Genomic DNA, 18,091 nt, shown 5'->3' with positions numbered 1-18,091 from the left:
GCGTGAAGCTACGTTAAAATGAACGATTCTTTGACTTTAATCTAAGACTCGGAGCAGGCATCATGAACATCAAACAGCTTCAAGACGATATAGAGGAACATTTTCAATTATTTGAGCGTGTTCCGCTCAGAGCTGCTTGGCAGAGGCGCGACGCAAAGATTTGTTTGCTTTGGACAGGTGCAATTCTAATAGCGCTTTTATGGGCCTTGATAACTGTTCCTAACGTAATGCTCACTGATTTTATACCTACCCTGCTACCAATATTGATAATCACGATGATATGTGCGGTTCACATGGGAGAGGTATCCTCACAGGTGCGCGCAATGCGCCTCGGTGCAGGCCCTACCACATCCCTTACTGAACGATTGCACTTAAAACAACGGTGGCTGTGCGCCCGTTATGACTGCACACCCGACAAGCTTGTGGACAAAGCACGGGAGATCAGAGTCCTCTGGGAGGAGCGCGAGGAAATCCGGAACCTGGCTAGCGACGACACGATGGGGCCGCGCTTCGCTGCATTCCTAAGACTTCCCGACCCCGCGAGATTCATAGGATTGTTGACTGCTATTGCCGCAATTTTTGCCACGGTAGTGACACTCGGAAGCAACATCGACTCATTCTTCGAAGCGCTGCAAGACTGGAAAACGATTGTGGCCAATATTCTAATTTCGACCGTTTTGCTCGCCGAACTAATACTTCTATGGATTATGGTTACTGGGATGGTAGGTCAAATTGGACCTTCTATTCTGGAGCAAGCTGGACTATTACCTCTGAGTAGACGTCGAGTGTATCGCTATCTATTCGCTATGCACATTGCGAGCGAGCCGATCACCCCGTTCGGGAAGAAGTTGCCATTATTTTTGAAAGCAGTATCACTATTGTTCGTTCCTATTCCCACTCTATGGACGAAAACCCGAGCCCGTGTGCTGAGTCAGGTCTGATTTAAACCAGTGGGTAATGAGAAGCAAAGCCCCGCGTCGACCACACGATTCAGGCCTTCAAAACATCGCCCTGAAAGTCTTCAGCTTCAGGGCTCCTGGCCCACGCTAAAGCCACAAACTCTCCTCGGATCTATTCATGATGGATAAGCGCGCCCCCCAAGATGTTTCGCTTTCAAGCAAAGTCACCGTCGCCGATTACCGAGCTTTCAAACGGGCAAAGGACAAGGAAAGCATTGCTGATTTTGTGTACCAACGATTTCAGGAGCGCTATCTCAAGCCCTTCGAGTCTAAGGAGCATAAGCATGGCTTTGCCATGATGGCATGTGCGTGCCTGATGATCGAAACGCTAGAGGCTTTTTGGACTGGCTCCGCAAAGTCTGGTCTCAGCGGAGTTGCTTTCAGCCACTTCTTCGACCGTGTTGATCATTTTTCATCCCTGCGAGAACACGGCAAACTCTTCTACAAGCATGTTCGTTGTGGAGTCATGCACCAAGGCGAAACAACCGGGGGGTGGCGAATTCGAAGAGATACTTCTCAACTGTTTGATGCCGAAAACCTGGTTGTTGATGCCACACGATTCCTCGCTGCGCTCGAAATATCACTCCGCGAGTATTGTGATTTGCTCAAGGAGTCGCCTTGGGAAAGCGAGGTTTGGAGCCGTCTCCAGATGAAAATGAGGTTTATCTGTGCGGGCGCTTTGGTACCGCCTGAATTTCTGGACATGCCAGTGTTGGCACCGTGAGGTCACCAATTACGTCGCCGGCAAACGCTGCTCCGACCGTACAGGATGGCTGGTATGACGGCTATTTCGCGCACACCGCTGCGCTCGCACTGCGTGCCTCCATTTCTGAACGAAGTTCAGCAATCAAATTTGCAATGGCTCGGCTGGAGGTCAATTGACTGGTCACCACCCCTGTGACTAACAGATCAACGCGGCCCGATTTCGGATCAAATACCTTGATCATCAATGAGCCATCCGGATTGAACGAGCATGTGCAGGAGAGGGGTTGGAAGCCACATTCAATAATGTGGCGAAGCTCAAGAATAGAAATCATGACTTGCGTCCCTAGGGTCAGCTGAATGGAGTCTCACCTATGAACTTTAGCAGGTGATCTCAATGGGCTGCTTGGAACCACATCACATTGGACTGCTTTCGATGGCCGCTAAGCGTGAAGCAGATTTAGGAAGGTTGCATCCGAAGCTCTAATGGAGGAATCGAGAATCGGGGCCACTCAAACCCTGCCATCCATCACCCTGATGCCCTTCCCAACCAGCGGAGACTAAACTCGTACGAGCAAAGCCTGGAGGCTCAGATGACACGAAAAAAACCAGCGATCAACCCAGAAGAGCCGAGAGTAGAACGAGCTATGGAACCGCCGTTAGGGGTTCGTTCTTGCTCTCCTGGGAAGCGTAAGAACCTTTCCCTGGAGAGCCTGCTAGCAGAAACACCCGAGAACAATCGAGACGAAGCCTGGGAAAAAATGGCGCCGAGAGGAAAGGAATTCTAATTCGGTAGGATTGCCAGCCCCGTGGAGCCCTCTGCATCCGATTCGCCAAACCCGTCCGATGCGCGGCCCTGATGCAAGGATATATTAGCCGAGAGATTCGACCTCAGAACTCATCGGTAAAGAACCCCCATTTGCCGACCAATTCATTTATTGCGAGCGAAATCCTCGACTCAGCCATCAGCTCCGCAGGCGTGTAACTCAACGCCACCGCCACCGCCTTAGCAAACTCATTCAGATCTCTTGGCTCGTATGGCCAGATTTGGAGTTTCATCACCGACGGGTCGTTGGGACTGTATTCTTCAACAACTTCTATCGTGCTCTCCAAAAGTAGATAATTCGTGAACGATATGGCCATGGTTTTTTGAGGGTAGTCCGCCAACCGCGTGCGCGAATCCAGAAACGTATCGCCAGCTACTGCTAGTGCGGGATGGCTGAAAGCACGGACGCATAACGACATCAATCGAGGCGACGATACGAGGCTCCTAACGTGGCGTAAATCCACCAGCCCTTGATTGAATTCCCATTTCAATTCACCGCGCAAATGAATCTCTAGGTTTGGGTGGGTAGCCATCACCACACAAGTCGCGCGAACCAGTTGCGAAGTCAAACGCCAACCCCATATTCAAGCCGTTTGAGCATCAGGTAAATTGCCTGGCACCCCTCCTCCGTTGCCAGCAACTCGCACGGTCGCCGACCAGCAAAAGCGGTGCGTTCTTGCTGTACCCAAACCACTGCACCTTCTCCGAAAAACGACAAAATCGCGTCCACGGCTTGTGTGTAGCTGGTGATGTATTTTTGATCCACGATGTGGGCTTCAATCCGATCTAGATGCCCCTTCCCGGAATGATTGCCACACCGAGCTACGAGCCACCCCTCATGACTTACCACTTCGCCAGGCTTGCCGCAAAGCTCACAGATAGAGCTTGAAGCAAGCTGCGCAATTTCAAAAACTGAATCTATAACTTTATCGCTTTCGCTGTGGTAAATCCGGAGCTGACCAAACTTCTCTTTCGCTTGGGTGACCTTCACGTTGAGCGCCTTCGGCTCCGCATGTTGCTGGGTTAGCCGAAGAGTCGCTTCGATAAGATTCGCCCACCCGTCATTGCATTCAAAACCGAAGATTGCCCCCTCGGAAAAGCCTTTCGAAAAGAGCAGAGTCCGGTACTGATCTGCGAAAAGCCTTTCGATGAAATTATTCATTACCCATTGTCCGCTTTGACCACAAGGGCACGCGGCTCCGACCTAACAATTTTGAAGGATAAACCTGTCCGTCCATCAGCTCGTAGCAGATCCGCTCGTCCGCCTCTTGGATCTCCCGAATTGGCTCCATCAACCAGTTACCTTTCTGATTCAGCCAAGGCGGGGATACGAGCTGAACCTCATAAATAAACTGTTCAGACGTGTCCCTTGCGGCCAAGTCCATGAGGTACTGCACCTTCGAAATCATGAACTGCTGCTGCGAGGAACCCTCCTCGCCCGCCACTTCATATGTGACAAAAAACCACTCGTCATTCGACTTTTGCGAAATGTACTTCCAGCGGCGTACGCCTTCCTCAAGCACAAAAAAAGTATTTTGCACACGTGCTTGCTCGTGAGTTTCGAACATATTAACTCTCCTATAACTTTTAACAGCGTACTATAGTACGCTGCTAAAAGCAGCTCAATGTGGCTATATACTCCCTTTTGGAGTGGACACATGCGCGAGCTGAACGACGCCTTTGCCCAAGCTTTGCGGGATATGAGGCACAGGGCCGATCTGGCCCAGACGGATTTTCCGCCGAAGGTCAGCCGGGAGCACGTCAGCTTGATGGAGCGAGGAATACGATCGCCGAGCTTGAATACGATCGACGACTTGGCCGAGGTCATGGGCATCTCGCCCTTGGCGCTAGTGCTCCAGTGCTATCTACACCGCGATCCGAAAACGAGTTTTGATGCCCTGATCTCAAAGGCGGCGCGTGAAATCAGGACAGAAATGATCCCTGGCGGGTTCAAGGATATTGGAAATAGCTAGGCCGGCGCAGTCAGTCACAACCTTGTATTAGGAGTGGGCTAAGGCCTAGGGCATGGCAAGCCGTTCGCTGCACGCAAAAAATGGACAACATGCGAATCAGAATACAGGCAAATATTGGTGCTCCCAGCCTTTAACCTTTATACCCCCCGAACGAGCTGTCAGCCGCAGCATTAATGGCGACTTGCTCTACAAAGCCAAAGTGTTGAATATCAGTAAGCGTCCGGTGATGTCACGCTTCGCCCCTGGTATTTACGGGCGCCGGAGTGCAAGCGCCCGCATTCGCTTTTAACCAGCAAACCGCGCATGGGTGGGCCCAGCGGCACATTGGGTACGAGTGAATCTCAAGAAATGAGTGAGCTAAGCGCCTCTGGCTGGGCCATCAAGTTAAAACCCGAGGAAACTGTGCCCACCAACCTTTGTAATGAAAGATCAATGCGTCTACCACGCGCTCGGACAGGCCGCTGAACGGATCTATAACTCTAAAATAGAACTTCGCCTGATGACTTCCTGTCCGTTATTGCGTAGGGCAGTGATCCTTCGGCTGTCAGCAGATCGCGTTTCTGAATAGGGCGAAAGATACGTCATGATCAACCACACAGATGATCTACCTGAGTTGATAAGACGTCGAGCAGAGAGAATTGTTTTTGACATTGAGCATGCGGGATCGATGATCGCTGCCGTGCAAAATGGCGCGAAGGCTGAGGGTTTCATATTAGGTATCTCGTGCTGGTCAGGCCTTACACCGGATCGCTGCGATCTGTTAACAATGCATTTTGAGGATGTGCTTGAAAAAAGACTTAGAACGCTGATCTTAGGTCTTTAAATTCCAACACGGTGACGAAAGAAGATTGGAGGAAAAAGTGAGATTTTCACTTTCCTTGTAGCTGTCGCTGCGACGGCAGGGTGCGTTCAGGTGCGGCAATATTCTCCAGAGCAGGCCGAGCGGTCCAACGTCGAGGCTTTACGGTTTCACCAAACGATCTGATGCCCACCTTATGGTGGTGCGTGACGAATCCGAGGATCGCCGATGCACGATTCGTTTTTCGATAGATGGGAGCCCCGCTGCCGATTTTCATTCGGGAGAGTTAGGCCATTTTGGGCTCACTATGGGCGTGCATCGGCTATCAGGGTTTCCAGGCCAGGGCTGCTCCGAGGTATTGATCACGGAGGCCAAGGTATCTATGAAAACAGGTGATGCGGTGATCCTGCGCATCGAGAAAACTGAGATAAGCTTTGTACCCATGTGAAGCTCATGCATAGGTGTGTTGGCCATCCGCTTACAAATACCGGCATCTCTGCAACCTTGGAGCAGGCATTGATTGACGCTGTCTAACAGAAACCAGCGAATTCAACGGCTGGGTGTGAATCGCCAGGCCATGTACGCCTACAAGAATATTCGAAACCAACGGAGTGTTTAGCGATGGCATATATAGCTTTTAACTCTTCAGGTGCCATTCATAAGAAACGAAATGTTTTTTTCCGCTAGGTGCAGGCCCGGAAAGGGTTTATTGGGTTTGGCCCTATTCAGTCGCTATCAACAGGCTCGCGTAGCCGGGCGTCATTCATCACATCAGCAATCATCCATGGGATTTCTAGATTATTTTTTCGGCCAACTGCCCCCTAGAGCGCGATATAGGCGCACCCTATCTAAAGCCACTTGTGTGGCGCTGTCTACGAGATCACTTTGGGTTGCAAGTAGGGCTCGTTGTACGTCAAGCACATTGATGAAATCGATTGCACCTTGATTGTAGCGGTTACGAGCAGTCCCAAGAGCCAGCGAGTTTTGTCGCACAGCTTCTTCGAGCGAAGCGTGATGCTGCTGTTCGGCTGCATAATTTGTAATGGCGTTATCTACTTCGTGCCAAGCTCCGAGCACTACTCGTTGATAATTTAAAGCCGCCTCCTGCTGCTGCCTTTCGCGCAACTCCAATGTGCCGGTCAGTCGCCCGCCCTGAAAAATCGGCAGGTACAAACTGGGCCCGTATGACCACTGCCGAGAATTCCAAGTCCCTAGATCCGAGCCATTGAGTGCTTGAGATCCCAAACTCGCGCCAAGACTGACCCTTGGATAAAAATCTGCCTTGGCAGCGCCAATGGCAGCCGTTGCGCGATGCAAAGCTGCTTCGCTTTGCTGAATATCGGGTCGACGCTGAGCTAGCTCCGAAGGCAAGCCGAGTGGCACGTCCGGCGCAGGATGTGGAATGGATTTAGGCTCGCGCAACTCGGCACGTAATGCTTGGGGCCGCTCTCCCAACAAATAACTCAAAGCGTTAATGAGGCTGAATTGCTGAGCTTGTAACACTGGCAATATCGCTTCGATGGTTGCAACTTGCGCAGCAGAATTGGCCGTATCGAGGTTGGTAGTAACGCCATTATCGAACCGGTTCTTGGTCAGTTCGCTATTTTGCTGAGCAATATCCAGGTTTTGCTTTGCGACTTCCAGCTTGGCCTGAATGCCACGGAGGCTAATGTAGTCGGAAGCAGTTTCGGCGGCGATGCTCAACAACACGCCGTCACGCTGAGCTTGCGTCAACTCAATATCAGCATCCGCCGCTTCCACATTGCGGCGAACACGACCCCATAAATCCACTTCCCAACTGGCGTCGACCGTGGCCATCCATAGCTCATAGGGCGCCTTACCGTTCATGTTTGAGGCATCAAGCAAACCGACAGAGCTGCTGCGTTCACGCTGATAGCTGCCGCCTGTGCTAATGCCTGGAAACTGTTGGCTTCCTGTGACCTGTCTTATCACTCTGCTCTGTTCTAAACGATTGCTTGCGATGCGTACATCAAAGTTCGCTTTCGCCGCTCGCTGAACCAGGGAGGAAAGTTGCGGATCACCTAACTGCTGCCACCATTCAGCGTCTGCGCTCGCAGCCAACGAAGTGCCCGGACGCACAGAGGCTTGCCAGCTTTCCGGAAGCTCTGGATGAGGCCTTTTGAAATCCGGACCAACAGTGCAGGCGCCGAGTGAGGCCAGTGCCAGCAACCACAATGTTTGCTTCATGTTACTGCTCCTGAGCAGTATCGATACTCACCACCACCGACATGCCGACGCGCAATTTGTCCAGATCGGGTTGATGGGGTTCGAACACCACCTTTACAGGAATGCGCTGCGTGACCTTAGTGAAATTGCCAGTAGCATTGTCCGGTGCGATTTCGGAGAAGGAAACACCGGTGGCGGGCGCTAAGCTATCAATATGGCCTTTGAAACTGTGAGCGGTAAAACCGTCGACCCGTAACTCAACCTGTTGCTTTTCTCGCATTTGGGCTACTTGGGTTTCGCGAAAGTTGGCGATCACAAACGCCTCATGCAGTGGGACAACTGCCATCAATGGATGGCCCTGAGACACGTAAGCGCCTACGCGAGCGGCACGTTGCCCGACCATGCCTTCCTGAGGAGCAGTAATCTTGGTATAGGAAAGGTTCAAATCCGCCTGCTGCAATGCGGCTTCAGCTTTCGCCAACGAAGCTTTGGCAACTTCGAGCTGGGCTTTTAAAACATTGAGGGTCTTGGCAGTGGCAACTCGCGCAGCCTCATCCCGATCGCGTTCAGCTTGGACACGTAACAGATCCGACTCAGCTCTTTGTCTTTCTTGCTGAGTGCCGGCTCCGGAGTTAGAGAGATTGAGGTAGCGTTGTGCGTTGGCTTGAGCGAATTTTAAAGAGGCGGCAGTCGAGCGTGTGGTTGCCGCGGCTTGATCGATGACTGCCGCCTGCCGATCAATGCCCGCCGCTAGATTTTTGAGATCAGCCTGCGCAGCTTGGACGTTGGCAACGGCAGCCGCTCGCGAGGCGACAAAATCGCGATCGTCCAGCTCTACCAACAATTGCCCGGCGTTGACCGACTGATTATCTTCCACCGCAACCTTGGTCACCTGCCCTGCTACCCGTGACGCGACAAAGACTGAATCCGCCCGGATGTAAGCGTCGTCAGTACGCTGGATTGATCCTGTGCTCACTAGCCGGTATCCACCGTAGGCTAAACATAGCAGCACTCCGAAACAGATTAATGCAAAGGCGGTTTTATGTTTCATGTTGATACCGATGGTTGCGGTGGAAGAGCCCGCTTGGGAACGATCAGCAGGACCACCGCCATCAGGGCGATGATCGCTAATAGGGCGAGGAAAGCGTCGCTAAAGCTCAATACAAATGCTTGCCCTCGCAAACGCTCAGCAAGTTCGCCAAGAGCGCCATTGTCTAGTACAGAAGCGAAGTTCGGCTGACGCGAGCCAAAGGCATCAAGCAAAATATTGGAGTGAAAGTGTTCGCGCTGAGTTACAAAATTTTCGACGATAGAACCCGCCATGACGGCGGCCATTCCCCGCAGCGCGTTCACCATGGCTGATGCAAACGGCCCCTCCATTGGTGCAATGACGCCTGTAGCGTTCATCAGCAACGGCACCACCACCATCGGCTGGCCGAAAGTATGCAGAGCTTGCAAACTATAAAAATCTTCACGTACCCACTCGCTGGTAATTAACGAGCCTCCGATACAAGCAATAGTCAGAAGTATTAAACCGAGAGCAATTACGTAACGCGAATCGACCCAACTCCGATTGATTGAAAATGCAACCAGCGGTGCCAGCACCAATTGTGGAACTGCGATCAGCAGAGCGATGGGCATCACCTGTTGCGGCCGATAGCCCTGAATTTCGATCAGGTAAGCCGCGGGAATTGCGCCGCCCGCACTGGCTACCACGACAAACAAACACAGGGTTATCAGGCCGTAAGCAAAGTTACGTCGCTTCAGCAGCTGCAATTTAAACAGCGGCAACGGATGGAACCATTCGTTGATCAGAAACAGCGGCAGGCACAGCGCGGCGCCGAGCAACAGGGTGAGAATCAATGGTGAATCTAACCAGTCCAGGCGCTCACCTTGAGTCAGCGCTACTACCAGCATTGAGATCCATCCAATGCCAAGCAATGCTCCTCGCCAGTCCGCCCCTTTGAATCGATCTAGCCGTAAAGGATCTTGTGGCAGCCCATAGGCGATGAGTGCCGCCCCTAACATCCCCGCTGGAACGACCTGCCAAAATACCAGCCGCCAGTCGCTGCCTTCAGTCCAAAGTGCGGCGAGCGGCATAGCCAGATTTGGCCCAAAGGTCGCCGTCAAAGCATAAGCAGATAAACCATAAAGTTTGATGTTCCAAGGTAGAAAGCGCAGAGCCACTGTCATCAACAGCGGTGGTAATGCGCCGCCCGCGACTCCTTGAAGCACGCGCAATGTGAGCAACGTTTCAAGGTTTGGAGCGAATGGTATGAGAATGCCTAAAAGTGTGAATGCAACGGTTACCGCGATGGCGAAACGTCGTATTGATAACGTGATCGCGAACCACGGCGCGACCAGCATAGCCGAGACTTCAGCCGCTGCGTAAGCAGTGCTTACCCACGACCCCTCATCATGACCAAGTCCAAAAATACCGAGAGTGTCGACCAGCGTGATGTCAGTGACGCGGTCATTGATGCCTGAGGTCAATGCAGCGATCAACACGCCTATAAGCCCGACTGCGAGTCGCCAGGTGAAGGGAGCAGAAACCGTAGCCGTCGGGGGCGATGACACATTGGCACTCCCAAACCTAAGCGAACCAGGAAATCAATTCGATATGACCTTCACTTTCAACCGCATGTCAGCAGCCTCAGGGGTGACCTGAAGTAAACGCATAGCCCTGTCCTGAGTTCAGCGCAGTTCCCCTGCACTTGAGTTTAGTCACACGCCCGGGCCTGAATGAAAAAATTTTATTAAGAATTTTGGATCCTTGGAAGCAAGCCTAAATATGGAAAATGCGTGCGGCCATCCGGTGCTCGGTGCCAGCGATCATTTGCGCGAAGCTTGTCTTTTCAATTGGCGTTTGAAAGCTTTTGCAGGTCTTCATGGCGAAGATCTCTTCGACATGGATTGCCAGTTAAACTTGCTGAATTCGAGATAGTTCATGGAAGCCGATCAGAGGACAAACCGACGCCTTGGAGAATCGCTGTTTATGTAGAAAGGCCGGAGCATAGAAAAACCAAAACAGGTGATTTTTTTGGAATTTTTCATCAGCGCTTTGCTCTTTTACATATGAGCAGAAGGAGGGCCTCATGAATCGCACTGATCTGTACACCATCGAATACCTGCTTCATGGGAAGCCTAAATCGTTCGTTATTCGTTCGCCAAAAATGCGGAACGCGGATGCTTGGCATTGGGCATGTTGCGACGCGGACCTGGCACCTATTCCCAAACCAGGTAAGGCTCCGCTCAAGGTGTTCAGCAAGCCAATGGCTGAAAGGTTCGGCGTGACGGATGTGAGATGGCGCGAGACCACCAAAGTTGACTGGACGGAGGCCGTTACAAAATGAATCAGGAGACGCCGCCGGTGGTATCGCGGGGCGATGATGAACTGGCTCGTAACGCTGCCCTCTTTTTCGAAGCAGACCGGCTGGAGACGTATGCCTACAGCCTACTTGAGGGCGATTCGACGAGTGCCTCTTCCTGGGAGCGTTTTTCTGAAGCTAAAGCTCTGGCCGATGCTAAACGTACGGAAGCGCAGCAGGATCTACTGCGCATCCACGGACAGCTTATTAACTCCACTTTATCCTGAACAGTCGCATGATGCGGTGGTAGCTAACCGGCCAGTATCGTGTAAATGCCGTCGCCAAGACCTCTATATAATCGCTCTATAATTCCCTATAAATCCCGCTCGCGGTAATAACCCATTGCTTGCCTAGCCACCTAATCATCCTGAACGTTCGAACATAGAATCGAGGATCAGGCAGCCACCGCATCTATTTAGGTTGATTTCGGACAAGAAAAAAGGCCCCTCAGGGCCTTCGATTGCTCTCACGTTCTTTACTTCTTGAGCCACGACTCGACGGTCGCAGATCCATGCTCAGATTTCCACTGCTTCAAAATTTTGTGGTTGCCACCTTTTGTTTCAACGCGCTCACCCGTTTTAGGATGTTCATAAATTTTCACCTCACGCGCTCGTCGAGCCCCAGCTTTCGGCGCGTCGGTAGCGGCGCCAGCACCGCGACGACCGCTTTTTGGGTCCAAAAGGTTAACGACGTCTTTGAGACTGAAGCCATACTTCGCAAGCAAGTCACGGAGCTTGGTCTCGAATTCAATCTCCTTTTTCAACCCTGCATCACCCTTCAGTGCTTCAAGCGCTTGAAGTTGTTCCGCCAGGTGTTTTTCTAATTGACGATATTCTGCAAGCTTGGACATTTATCGCTCCTAGGACCGAATTGTAATGGTAGGTGAGTTTTCTTTTACACAACGATTTACAGTGTTTCCAGTCAGATAATCTGTAATCTAGCAGATATTTCGCGAATCACTATCAGAGTGCTCATGAGCATTCTCGATCCAGACCAGATAACGCACTCTTTCAGAATAAATCCGAGATCCCTCTAAGCCATTCATCATCGATACTACTTAAATGACTGTAACTCGACGGGAAAATTGCAATTCGTATTCTTGCGTGATCAAACATTTCTTGGGTTTCTCCCAAAGCCTTTTCAAATCTGGTACCCGGCGTCTTAACAGGTACAGGTAGCAGCATTGAGACTCTTTCATGGGTGATTGCAGAGGACGAGAAAAAACTCTCAAACCGATTCAATTTTTATCAGTTCGAAGTACTTAAATTTGCGCTTCTTCGCTTCTGCCTTCGCTTCTTGCTCAGCAACGATGCGGCTCAGAGTGCATGCCTCATAGACGAGCATCTCAGCTTTGCCCTCAAATTCCGACGTGACGCGCAACGTAACTTTTAACTTTGGCGAGCGGGGATTCGGAGCACGTCGTGCTTTCGAAACGTGCTGCTGATCTGACGTAATAAGAGGCTTGTCTTCTAGTGAGGCTGAATCTCTGGCCTCCGTGCCGAAAAGCGCCTCGCGCATTTCTTGTTCGGTCAGATTGTCTTTCATATAGAGGTCTCATGTGCCCTTGCTGGTAGACCAGTTTTTGATTGCTGAAAATTCATCGCTCCCCGTCGGGATCCAATGGGGTGCCAGCCAAAAGGAATGGCAGGCTGGGATTATTCAGTTTCGCTATGCACCGAAGTCACAAATTAACTAATAAGCTGGCGGTTTAGTTATAGACTTTCAGCGAGATTTTGCACACTGGACTGGATGACTATTAACCCCCCCCAACCGAAGCCTATTTGTGCAGTCATAATGACTAAACCGGGTTAAAATGACTACACCACTAAGGGAGTCATTTTGACTACAAAATATCCAATATGTTGAATTTTAAGGATTAATTATCTGGCACGGAAACTGATACGTGTAGGCAACCGTTATATGCCCATTGTCGTTCAGGAGTACCCCTATGCTAAGCGCTCAAGACCGTTCCATTGTCAAATCGACCGTCCCGCTGTTGGAAAGCGGTGGCGAAGCACTGATCACCCACTTCTATCGCATGTTGCTGTCCGAGTACCCGGAAGTTCGTCCCCTGTTCAACCAAGCGCACCAGGCTTCCGGCGACCAGCCTCGCGCATTGGCCAACGGCGTGCTCATGTATGCGCGCCACATCGACCAGCTCGACCAGTTGGGAGACCTAGTGGCCAAGATCATTAACAAACACGTGGCTTTGCAAATTCTGCCAGAACACTACCCGATCGTCGGTACCTGCCTGCTGCGCGCCATCGCCGAAGTGCTGGGCGAAGAAATCGCCACCCCGGAAGTGATCGCGGCCTGGGGCGCGGCTTATGGTCAACTGGCAGACATTCTGATCGGTGCGGAAACCACCATCTACGACCAGAAAGAACATGCCCCAGGCGGCTGGCGCGGAGCGAGGGAATTCATCGTCGCTGCAAAGGTGCAGGAAAGCGCGGAAATCACCTCGTTCTACTTTGAACCGGCAGACAAGGGCCCAATTCTGGCCGCAGAGCCAGGCCAGTATATCGGCATGAAACTGATCCTCGGTGGCGAAGAAATACGTCGCAACTATTCCCTGTCAGCCCTAGCCAATAAGGGCCAATACCGCATTAGCGTCAAACGTGAAGCCGGTGGTCGCGCGTCCAATCACCTTCACGATCAACTGCATGTGGGTTCGAGCATCCAGCTATTCCCGCCATCGGGCGAGTTTACCCTCACCGCCAGCGACAAACCTTTGGTACTGATCAGCGGGGGTGTCGGTATCACGCCTACTCTGGCGATGCTCGAAGCGGCGCTGGAAACTGACCGCACAGTTCATTTCATTCACTGCGCGCGTAACGGTAGCGTCCACGCGTTTCGCGATGTGATCGACGGTTTGGCAGAGCGCCATCCACAACTGCGGCACTTCTATTGCTACTCCGAACACGACGGTGTCAGCCCGACGCCGCACAAGATCGGTCTGTTGACCCAAGAGCAATTGGGCGAATGGCTGCCGCAAGAGCGCGACCTTGACGCTTACTTCTTGGGGCCTAAAGGCTTCATGGGCGCAATTAAGCGTCACCTCAAAGCGCTGGGTGTACCTGAGAAGCAAACCCGCTACGAGTTCTTTGGCCCTGCTTCTGCCTTGGAGTAAACGTTTTTCGGATTGGGATCGGTTTACTGACCTTCGGAGGTTGTGAAATTTCTATTACCGATCCCACTCTGCGGCTCATAGGATGCAGGTGATTTTTTCATGTTTCGGACACGCTGAATATCAAAACAGTGTCATTAACGCGCTAACTATTTGAATCGGCCAGTACAAACTTTACTCATATCTACCAGAGCATTTGGATGGTTCATACGAGTCATGGTTTATAGTTACTTCTGAAAGGTTAATGGCGCAGGTAATTGGCCACGCATTCAAGAAGAGAAAACTGAGGCTAGCGTTTTTCTTGAATCACTTCAGGCTATTATGGATTTCACTGCATGCTTCCCTGTGGCGTGAGAATAGCGCTAAAGCCAAATACCATTGAGAGTATGCACCATGAACGAAATCAACGAATCAAACAGGCACCTAGAGCAAATCCGCCGCTCATCGCTGTATCGGTGGGCCATAGCCCTTCAATGGCTTGGTATTATTCTTTTTTTGGTGGCGGTAGGTCTCGCACTCTTTACTGACCTGATGCAAATAATTCAGGGGATCATCCTTATCGCTGTTCTCGGGATGTTGGGTTTACTATCACTTGTGCCAGCCCGATTTATCATAACGGTTCAGTTGATGACGCCTTCCCAGTCTCGGCACAAGGTTGCAGACAAAAAAGGATCTTATAAATAAATTTTAAAAGATTTTTCTGCACCTTGGAATTAACAAGATTTCTTTAGAGTAAAAAACATGTCGGAGCGTAGCTACGCCCTTGCCCACTTCTGATGAGGATAATAAAAAATGAGCACTGTAGAACTTATACCAGGTAGCACCCTAATCGTGCCTACTGCGGAGGCAGGACGTCAGCTGGCCATCAAAATGGCGAGACTATCAATCAAAGTCACCCAACCTGACGATACTATTCGCGCTCGGCTACGACCGATATATGCAGAGGATCCATCGATGCTACTCCAGATAGCGCAAATAGTAGCTACTGAATTCGCAGTAATCGCGGCCGCTAACAACTATTGGCGTGACGTGCAGTAAAATTAAATTGAAAATAAATCGCTAAAATCTACGCGGAGTTACTAGATTAAAGGTTACTCCGCGGTAGACATTATTTCCATCGTGGCGTGACTGCGTTCTCAATGTTGGGTTTAAGCCACGGCACTGGCAGTACCAAGCAATCGTTGCAGTCCTGACATTACTTGCATATTAGCCTCCTCCATACGCGCTGCTGCGGCGTAAGCTTCGTCCAATCTATCCCTGTGATACAACTCAACAGCAAGCGCTGCATATTCATGCACTTGACTATGCGGCCCATCCAGTTCTGCATAACCCGGTACCCGCGAAAAACGTTCGCGAATTTCATCGGTCGCATACCACTGACCAAGAGCGCAAGCGTGGTAATCGGGCAGCTCAGCTGCGGTGATCTTGGAGATGCCCATGAGCACCTTGTAAACTTCGAGTTTCAGCGTGATCTCTTCCATATTGGCCATCTCGACACGACTAAGTCCGGCCGATTCAATAAGCCCTAAGTTCATATGGTTCACCGACGCTAAAATCTTATCCATTCCCTCCGTAGCTGCCGCGGATTGTTCTAGAGTCAGGCCCATTAAGTGCGCGTTTGCGGATACATTTCGCCATGCATCATTGGTATCCAGGCGAACCTCGTCCATCACTGAATTGATTTGAATGGTGGCCGTTGAGGTACGCTCGGCTAGTTTGCGTACCTCATCAGCGACGACAGCAAAACCACGACCAGCCTCTCCGGCTCGGGCGGCTTCGATTGCAGCATTCAAAGCGAGGAGGTTAGTTTGCTTAGCAATATCACTTATCAATTCTACCATTTGGCCAATGCGGTCGCTGTGGTTGTTAAGCCGGCTTATAGCAACACCAGTTTCGGTGCGCTTTGCACTGACATCGTTCAGCGTGTCAGTCATCTTCAAAAAGTGCTCGCGATAATCGAGCGACAAGTTGGCAAGTTCATTAGCCTGCTCGCGCTCGCCGATGAGTATATCGGCCAATCGACGTTGTGATTTTCCAGTGGTGTTGAGCGAATCTCCAAAGCGGGCAAGACCGCTAAACAGAAGCGGCATTCGACTTAGCTGTATACCCAGCTGAGCAATCTCTGCTTGCTGTTCTGAGCACAGTTTGCTCTGTTGATCGAGTTGGGTCTGAAGCAAAAGAATATGCGCGTCGCGCACTTTTGCTTCCGTTAGTACGGCATTGTATCGACGAGTAAGGGTGAGCATCGCAGCTTCCTAGGTTCAAGATTTGGGCAAGCCAGCTGGTGTTACAAGCGCCAGAGGCCGCCTGAAGGCGTGAAAGAGCCATAAGAGCGTGCGTAAAAACAACCAACCAATAAACAAATTGGCTATCACAAACAGGGGTAATGCCAGTAGCCGCGCTGGTTCAATGTTGATGGCGCTTAGTTTGATACTGGCCGTAGTTACTGAAGCTAATCCGAAGGTCCAACTCCACCACGCGGGCGCAAAGCCTTCGCTCAGCGACCATCTAGCAATGCGTAACCCGCTTAAAGACTGAAATACGGCATATCCCACCAACATGCACAGCAAGGGCGCCGGCGCAGACGGGTCTATTACGAATATAGCCGCAGCGGCTACGGCCGGCGGGGCAAACTGAATGCCCAGGGTTGGCCGTTGCGCTGAGGGCATCACTTTTTCGTGCCACAAGCGACGTAAAATGAGCGGTTCCAATGCCAGCCATGAACAAATGCCAGCACCTAGAAAAAGCCATGCCCAGTCGGTTTGCCCCATTGCGCCCAGAGCACCCGCAGCGGTGAGATTGCCTGCCACAGTGGGCAAATAGAGTGTGGGATTCAGTTGCTCGGCAGAATGGCCTCCTTGCCAAAGAGCGCCTGTATGCCAAACGGCGAAAGCCACATGCCATATCAGGCCCACGGCAAGCACGGCCCACGCTAATGACACCGACCACGGCTTCATGGCTTGAACCATCAATAATGTCGCCACGCCGGGTAAAGCCATCGTTCCCGCGGCAATAGGCAAACGAAGTTGCTCCATAAAATGATGTCGCTGCTCAAAAGCTACCCAGAGCCCATAAAGCAACAGCAGCGACCAGACCAGTATCGCTGCCATCATCACTGCCTCGCCAATGAGCGGAGGTAAGTGCCAGAGGTACGCCGCCGCACGCCACGCCGAACCCAACCCACATAGCCCTAGAACAACACTAAAAAAAGATGACGAAATTAAAACGCGGTTCATAGCGGCGCTTCCTGTGACCCTCGAAAATTATTGGGCAGGGATTGGTTTCCTAATGGGCTTTTCGCCATCCACAATTGCAAATATCAAGAGCTTGGCGCTCTCAATGTCGCTGGCATTGCCCGACACCCTGTGAGGTGTTCCTTCCGGCTCATACCAGCTCTTGCCAGGGCCATATGTTTTAAACGGGCCATCACCAGATTGTGAGGCGATATGTCCTTCCAGCACATAGGCGATTACGGGGCCGTTGTGCAGCTGGGCGTCGGAAGCCTGACCGGGCGCGTAACTCACAGTGGCTAATAAGCGCTAACGTCAGACCACCTCGGTGGCCGTGCGGCGTTCAGTTTTCGCCGCTCCGTTTTGACATCGGCTACGGATCTCAATGCACCTGCACATTCATCGAATTGCGAAACCCGCAGTCGCACCAGTCCAACTACAGGATTTCTCCAGCGCGATTTGCCACTGTGGTTCTATCTCGGTCATGGCTTTGATAGCCCAGACGACCACCTTATTGGATTGTCGTAAAAACGACTCCATGACTTTGCTTTCGACGGATAAAAAGCGAGAGAAACGTGCGCACTGAACAAGCTTAACCGCAGAGTTCGTACGCAGAAATATCCATTTCTACGTATTTTCAGGTGACCAGTCAGACTGCGATAAAGTCTTCCACCGGTGTGTGTTTAAACGTTGGACACATAGACATTTTTTAGCTGAATCAAGCGGAAGTGATCCGACCGTATCAACTGTACATTTCAGTTCTACGTAAGCGGGGGCATGCTCTGATCGCTCGATAACTGTTTATAAAACTCAATCTCAGGCACCTGGGCTGGTGCACTGAACCTCGGCGGTTAGCGCGGCGATTGCTGAAGAGATAGGCGCCAAGCAGCTTCGCGGTACCAATCACTGCGTTAGCTTGG

At 51.4% G+C, this 18,091-nt stretch carries 21 protein-coding genes and 1 pseudogene; 9 read left to right on the top strand and 13 right to left on the bottom strand.

What is annotated here, in order from left to right; genetic code table 11:
- Positions 1-62: 62 nt before the first annotated feature.
- Both ACP3TY_RS05835 and ACP3TY_RS05830 read left to right on the top strand, forming a co-directional pair.
- A complete protein-coding gene (locus ACP3TY_RS05835; RefSeq protein ID WP_426619461.1) occupies positions 63-941 on the top strand; it encodes a hypothetical protein in 879 nt (292 codons plus the stop codon).
- A gap of 136 nt (positions 942-1,077) precedes the next feature.
- Positions 1,078-1,683 carry a hypothetical protein gene (locus ACP3TY_RS05830; protein WP_426619460.1) on the top strand — a complete coding sequence of 202 codons (606 nt, stop codon included), beginning with the start codon at positions 1,078-1,080 and terminating at the stop codon, positions 1,681-1,683.
- A gap of 61 nt (positions 1,684-1,744) precedes the next feature.
- On the opposite strand, the gene ACP3TY_RS05825 is transcribed toward ACP3TY_RS05830, so the two are convergent.
- The 4 genes from ACP3TY_RS05825 to ACP3TY_RS05810 all read right to left on the bottom strand — a co-directional run bounded on the left by ACP3TY_RS05825 (position 1,745) and on the right by ACP3TY_RS05810 (position 4,055).
- The gene (locus ACP3TY_RS05825; protein ID WP_426619459.1) at positions 1,745-1,996 is read right to left on the bottom strand and encodes a DUF1652 domain-containing protein; all 252 of its coding nucleotides are present in this window, start codon (positions 1,994-1,996) and stop codon (positions 1,745-1,747) included.
- Between the two features lie 556 nt (positions 1,997-2,552).
- Positions 2,553-3,056 carry a hypothetical protein gene (locus tag ACP3TY_RS05820; protein ID WP_426619458.1) on the bottom strand — a complete coding sequence of 168 codons (504 nt, stop codon included), beginning with the start codon at positions 3,054-3,056 and terminating at the stop codon, positions 2,553-2,555.
- On the bottom strand, positions 3,053-3,649 hold the full coding sequence (locus ACP3TY_RS05815) for an MbcA/ParS/Xre antitoxin family protein (RefSeq protein WP_426619457.1): 597 nt from the start codon (positions 3,647-3,649) through the stop codon (positions 3,053-3,055). Before ACP3TY_RS05815 ends, ACP3TY_RS05820 begins: the two co-directional genes overlap by 4 nt.
- Positions 3,642-4,055 (bottom strand): hypothetical protein, encoded by a 414-nt coding sequence (locus ACP3TY_RS05810; protein WP_426619456.1) that lies wholly within the window; start codon positions 4,053-4,055, stop codon positions 3,642-3,644. The genes ACP3TY_RS05815 and ACP3TY_RS05810 overlap by 8 nt, the downstream gene beginning before the upstream one ends.
- A gap of 90 nt (positions 4,056-4,145) precedes the next feature.
- Between ACP3TY_RS05810 and ACP3TY_RS05805 the strand changes: the two genes are divergently transcribed.
- Both ACP3TY_RS05805 and ACP3TY_RS05800 read left to right on the top strand, forming a co-directional pair.
- Positions 4,146-4,460, top strand: a complete 315-nt coding sequence (locus ACP3TY_RS05805; RefSeq protein WP_426619455.1) for a helix-turn-helix domain-containing protein — start codon at positions 4,146-4,148, stop codon at positions 4,458-4,460.
- Between the two features lie 583 nt (positions 4,461-5,043).
- Positions 5,044-5,283, top strand: a complete 240-nt coding sequence (locus tag ACP3TY_RS05800; protein WP_426619454.1) for a hypothetical protein — start codon at positions 5,044-5,046, stop codon at positions 5,281-5,283.
- A 774-nt stretch (positions 5,284-6,057) separates the two neighbouring features.
- Here ACP3TY_RS05800 and ACP3TY_RS05795 read toward each other — a convergent pair.
- The 3 genes from ACP3TY_RS05795 to ACP3TY_RS05785 are packed head-to-tail and all read right to left on the bottom strand — an operon-like array spanning position 6,058 to position 10,023.
- Positions 6,058-7,467 (bottom strand): efflux transporter outer membrane subunit, encoded by a 1,410-nt coding sequence (locus ACP3TY_RS05795; protein WP_426619453.1) that lies wholly within the window; start codon positions 7,465-7,467, stop codon positions 6,058-6,060.
- 1 nt (position 7,468) lies between these two features.
- Positions 7,469-8,497, bottom strand: coding sequence for an HlyD family secretion protein (locus tag ACP3TY_RS05790; RefSeq protein ID WP_426619452.1), 1,029 nt, complete (start codon positions 8,495-8,497; stop codon positions 7,469-7,471).
- Complete coding sequence (locus tag ACP3TY_RS05785; RefSeq protein WP_426619451.1) at positions 8,494-10,023, bottom strand: MFS transporter; 1,530 nt, start codon at positions 10,021-10,023, stop codon at positions 8,494-8,496. Before ACP3TY_RS05785 ends, ACP3TY_RS05790 begins: the two co-directional genes overlap by 4 nt.
- Positions 10,024-10,541: 518 nt before the next feature.
- On the opposite strand from ACP3TY_RS05785, the gene ACP3TY_RS05780 reads away from it, so the two are divergent.
- Both ACP3TY_RS05780 and ACP3TY_RS05775 read left to right on the top strand, forming a co-directional pair.
- Positions 10,542-10,799 (top strand): DUF6555 family protein, encoded by a 258-nt coding sequence (locus ACP3TY_RS05780; RefSeq protein WP_426619450.1) that lies wholly within the window; start codon positions 10,542-10,544, stop codon positions 10,797-10,799.
- Positions 10,796-11,041 (top strand): hypothetical protein, encoded by a 246-nt coding sequence (locus tag ACP3TY_RS05775; protein WP_426619449.1) that lies wholly within the window; start codon positions 10,796-10,798, stop codon positions 11,039-11,041. The genes ACP3TY_RS05780 and ACP3TY_RS05775 overlap by 4 nt, the downstream gene beginning before the upstream one ends.
- A 248-nt stretch (positions 11,042-11,289) precedes the next feature.
- Here ACP3TY_RS05775 and ACP3TY_RS05770 read toward each other — a convergent pair whose 3' ends face one another.
- On the bottom strand, positions 11,290-11,664 hold the full coding sequence (locus tag ACP3TY_RS05770) for a histone-like nucleoid-structuring protein, MvaT/MvaU family (RefSeq protein WP_426619448.1): 375 nt from the start codon (positions 11,662-11,664) through the stop codon (positions 11,290-11,292).
- A 377-nt stretch (positions 11,665-12,041) separates the two neighbouring features.
- Positions 12,042-12,359, bottom strand: coding sequence for a hypothetical protein (locus tag ACP3TY_RS05765; RefSeq protein ID WP_426619447.1), 318 nt, complete (start codon positions 12,357-12,359; stop codon positions 12,042-12,044).
- A 403-nt stretch (positions 12,360-12,762) separates the two neighbouring features.
- Here ACP3TY_RS05765 and hmpA point away from each other — a divergent pair, with 403 nt between their 5' ends.
- The 3 genes from hmpA (at position 12,763) to ACP3TY_RS05750 (ending at position 14,979) form a co-directional block, all read left to right on the top strand.
- Positions 12,763-13,944, top strand: coding sequence for an NO-inducible flavohemoprotein (gene hmpA / locus ACP3TY_RS05760; protein ID WP_426619446.1), 1,182 nt, complete (start codon positions 12,763-12,765; stop codon positions 13,942-13,944).
- A gap of 390 nt (positions 13,945-14,334) precedes the next feature.
- The gene (locus ACP3TY_RS05755) at positions 14,335-14,625 is read left to right on the top strand and encodes a hypothetical protein (RefSeq protein ID WP_426619445.1); all 291 of its coding nucleotides are present in this window, start codon (positions 14,335-14,337) and stop codon (positions 14,623-14,625) included.
- Positions 14,626-14,733: 108 nt separating this feature from the next.
- A complete protein-coding gene (locus tag ACP3TY_RS05750; RefSeq protein ID WP_426619444.1) occupies positions 14,734-14,979 on the top strand; it encodes a hexameric tyrosine-coordinated heme protein in 246 nt (81 codons plus the stop codon).
- 110 nt (positions 14,980-15,089) lie between these two features.
- Here ACP3TY_RS05750 and ACP3TY_RS05745 read toward each other — a convergent pair whose 3' ends face one another.
- The 4 genes and pseudogenes from ACP3TY_RS05745 to ACP3TY_RS05730 form a co-directional block, all read right to left on the bottom strand.
- The gene (locus ACP3TY_RS05745) at positions 15,090-15,422 is read right to left on the bottom strand and encodes a CZB domain-containing protein (RefSeq protein WP_426620436.1); all 333 of its coding nucleotides are present in this window, start codon (positions 15,420-15,422) and stop codon (positions 15,090-15,092) included.
- Positions 15,423-15,521: 99 nt separating this feature from the next.
- Positions 15,522-15,770 (bottom strand): annotated as a pseudogene (locus ACP3TY_RS05740) (methyl-accepting chemotaxis protein); the annotation flags it as partial.
- A 432-nt stretch (positions 15,771-16,202) separates the two neighbouring features.
- The gene (locus tag ACP3TY_RS05735) at positions 16,203-17,177 is read right to left on the bottom strand and encodes a hypothetical protein (protein WP_426619443.1); all 975 of its coding nucleotides are present in this window, start codon (positions 17,175-17,177) and stop codon (positions 16,203-16,205) included.
- A 27-nt stretch (positions 17,178-17,204) separates the two neighbouring features.
- Positions 17,205-17,465: a cupin domain-containing protein gene (locus ACP3TY_RS05730; RefSeq protein WP_426619442.1), complete on the bottom strand. Its 261-nt coding sequence runs from the start codon at positions 17,463-17,465 to the stop codon at positions 17,205-17,207.
- Positions 17,466-18,091 lie beyond the last annotated feature (626 nt).

The organism is Pseudomonas rustica (assembly GCF_049959085.1).
GTDB classification, from domain to species: Bacteria; Pseudomonadota; Gammaproteobacteria; order Pseudomonadales; family Pseudomonadaceae; genus Aquipseudomonas; species Aquipseudomonas rustica.
Note: the sequence above shows the minus strand (reverse complement) of the source record. Positions and strands in the feature narration are given on the sequence as shown.

Coding starts and splice junctions, on each gene's coding strand:
- ACP3TY_RS05835 (WP_426619461.1), top strand. CDS start 63: ATGAACATCAAACAGCTTCAAGACGATATAGAGGAACATTTTCAATTA.
- ACP3TY_RS05830 (WP_426619460.1), top strand. CDS start 1,078: ATGATGGATAAGCGCGCCCCCCAAGATGTTTCGCTTTCAAGCAAAGTC.
- ACP3TY_RS05825 (WP_426619459.1), bottom strand. CDS start 1,996: ATGATTTCTATTCTTGAGCTTCGCCACATTATTGAATGTGGCTTCCAA.
- ACP3TY_RS05815 (WP_426619457.1), bottom strand. CDS start 3,649: ATGAATAATTTCATCGAAAGGCTTTTCGCAGATCAGTACCGGACTCTG.
- ACP3TY_RS05810 (WP_426619456.1), bottom strand. CDS start 4,055: ATGTTCGAAACTCACGAGCAAGCACGTGTGCAAAATACTTTTTTTGTG.
- ACP3TY_RS05805 (WP_426619455.1), top strand. CDS start 4,146: ATGCGCGAGCTGAACGACGCCTTTGCCCAAGCTTTGCGGGATATGAGG.
- ACP3TY_RS05800 (WP_426619454.1), top strand. CDS start 5,044: ATGATCAACCACACAGATGATCTACCTGAGTTGATAAGACGTCGAGCA.
- ACP3TY_RS05795 (WP_426619453.1), bottom strand. CDS start 7,467: ATGAAGCAAACATTGTGGTTGCTGGCACTGGCCTCACTCGGCGCCTGC.
- ACP3TY_RS05790 (WP_426619452.1), bottom strand. CDS start 8,497: ATGAAACATAAAACCGCCTTTGCATTAATCTGTTTCGGAGTGCTGCTA.
- ACP3TY_RS05780 (WP_426619450.1), top strand. CDS start 10,542: ATGAATCGCACTGATCTGTACACCATCGAATACCTGCTTCATGGGAAG.
- ACP3TY_RS05775 (WP_426619449.1), top strand. CDS start 10,796: ATGAATCAGGAGACGCCGCCGGTGGTATCGCGGGGCGATGATGAACTG.
- ACP3TY_RS05770 (WP_426619448.1), bottom strand. CDS start 11,664: ATGTCCAAGCTTGCAGAATATCGTCAATTAGAAAAACACCTGGCGGAA.
- ACP3TY_RS05765 (WP_426619447.1), bottom strand. CDS start 12,359: ATGAAAGACAATCTGACCGAACAAGAAATGCGCGAGGCGCTTTTCGGC.
- hmpA (WP_426619446.1), top strand. CDS start 12,763: ATGCTAAGCGCTCAAGACCGTTCCATTGTCAAATCGACCGTCCCGCTG.
- ACP3TY_RS05755 (WP_426619445.1), top strand. CDS start 14,335: ATGAACGAAATCAACGAATCAAACAGGCACCTAGAGCAAATCCGCCGC.
- ACP3TY_RS05750 (WP_426619444.1), top strand. CDS start 14,734: ATGAGCACTGTAGAACTTATACCAGGTAGCACCCTAATCGTGCCTACT.
- ACP3TY_RS05745 (WP_426620436.1), bottom strand. CDS start 15,422: ATGGAAGAGATCACGCTGAAACTCGAAGTTTACAAGGTGCTCATGGGC.
- ACP3TY_RS05735 (WP_426619443.1), bottom strand. CDS start 17,177: ATGAACCGCGTTTTAATTTCGTCATCTTTTTTTAGTGTTGTTCTAGGG.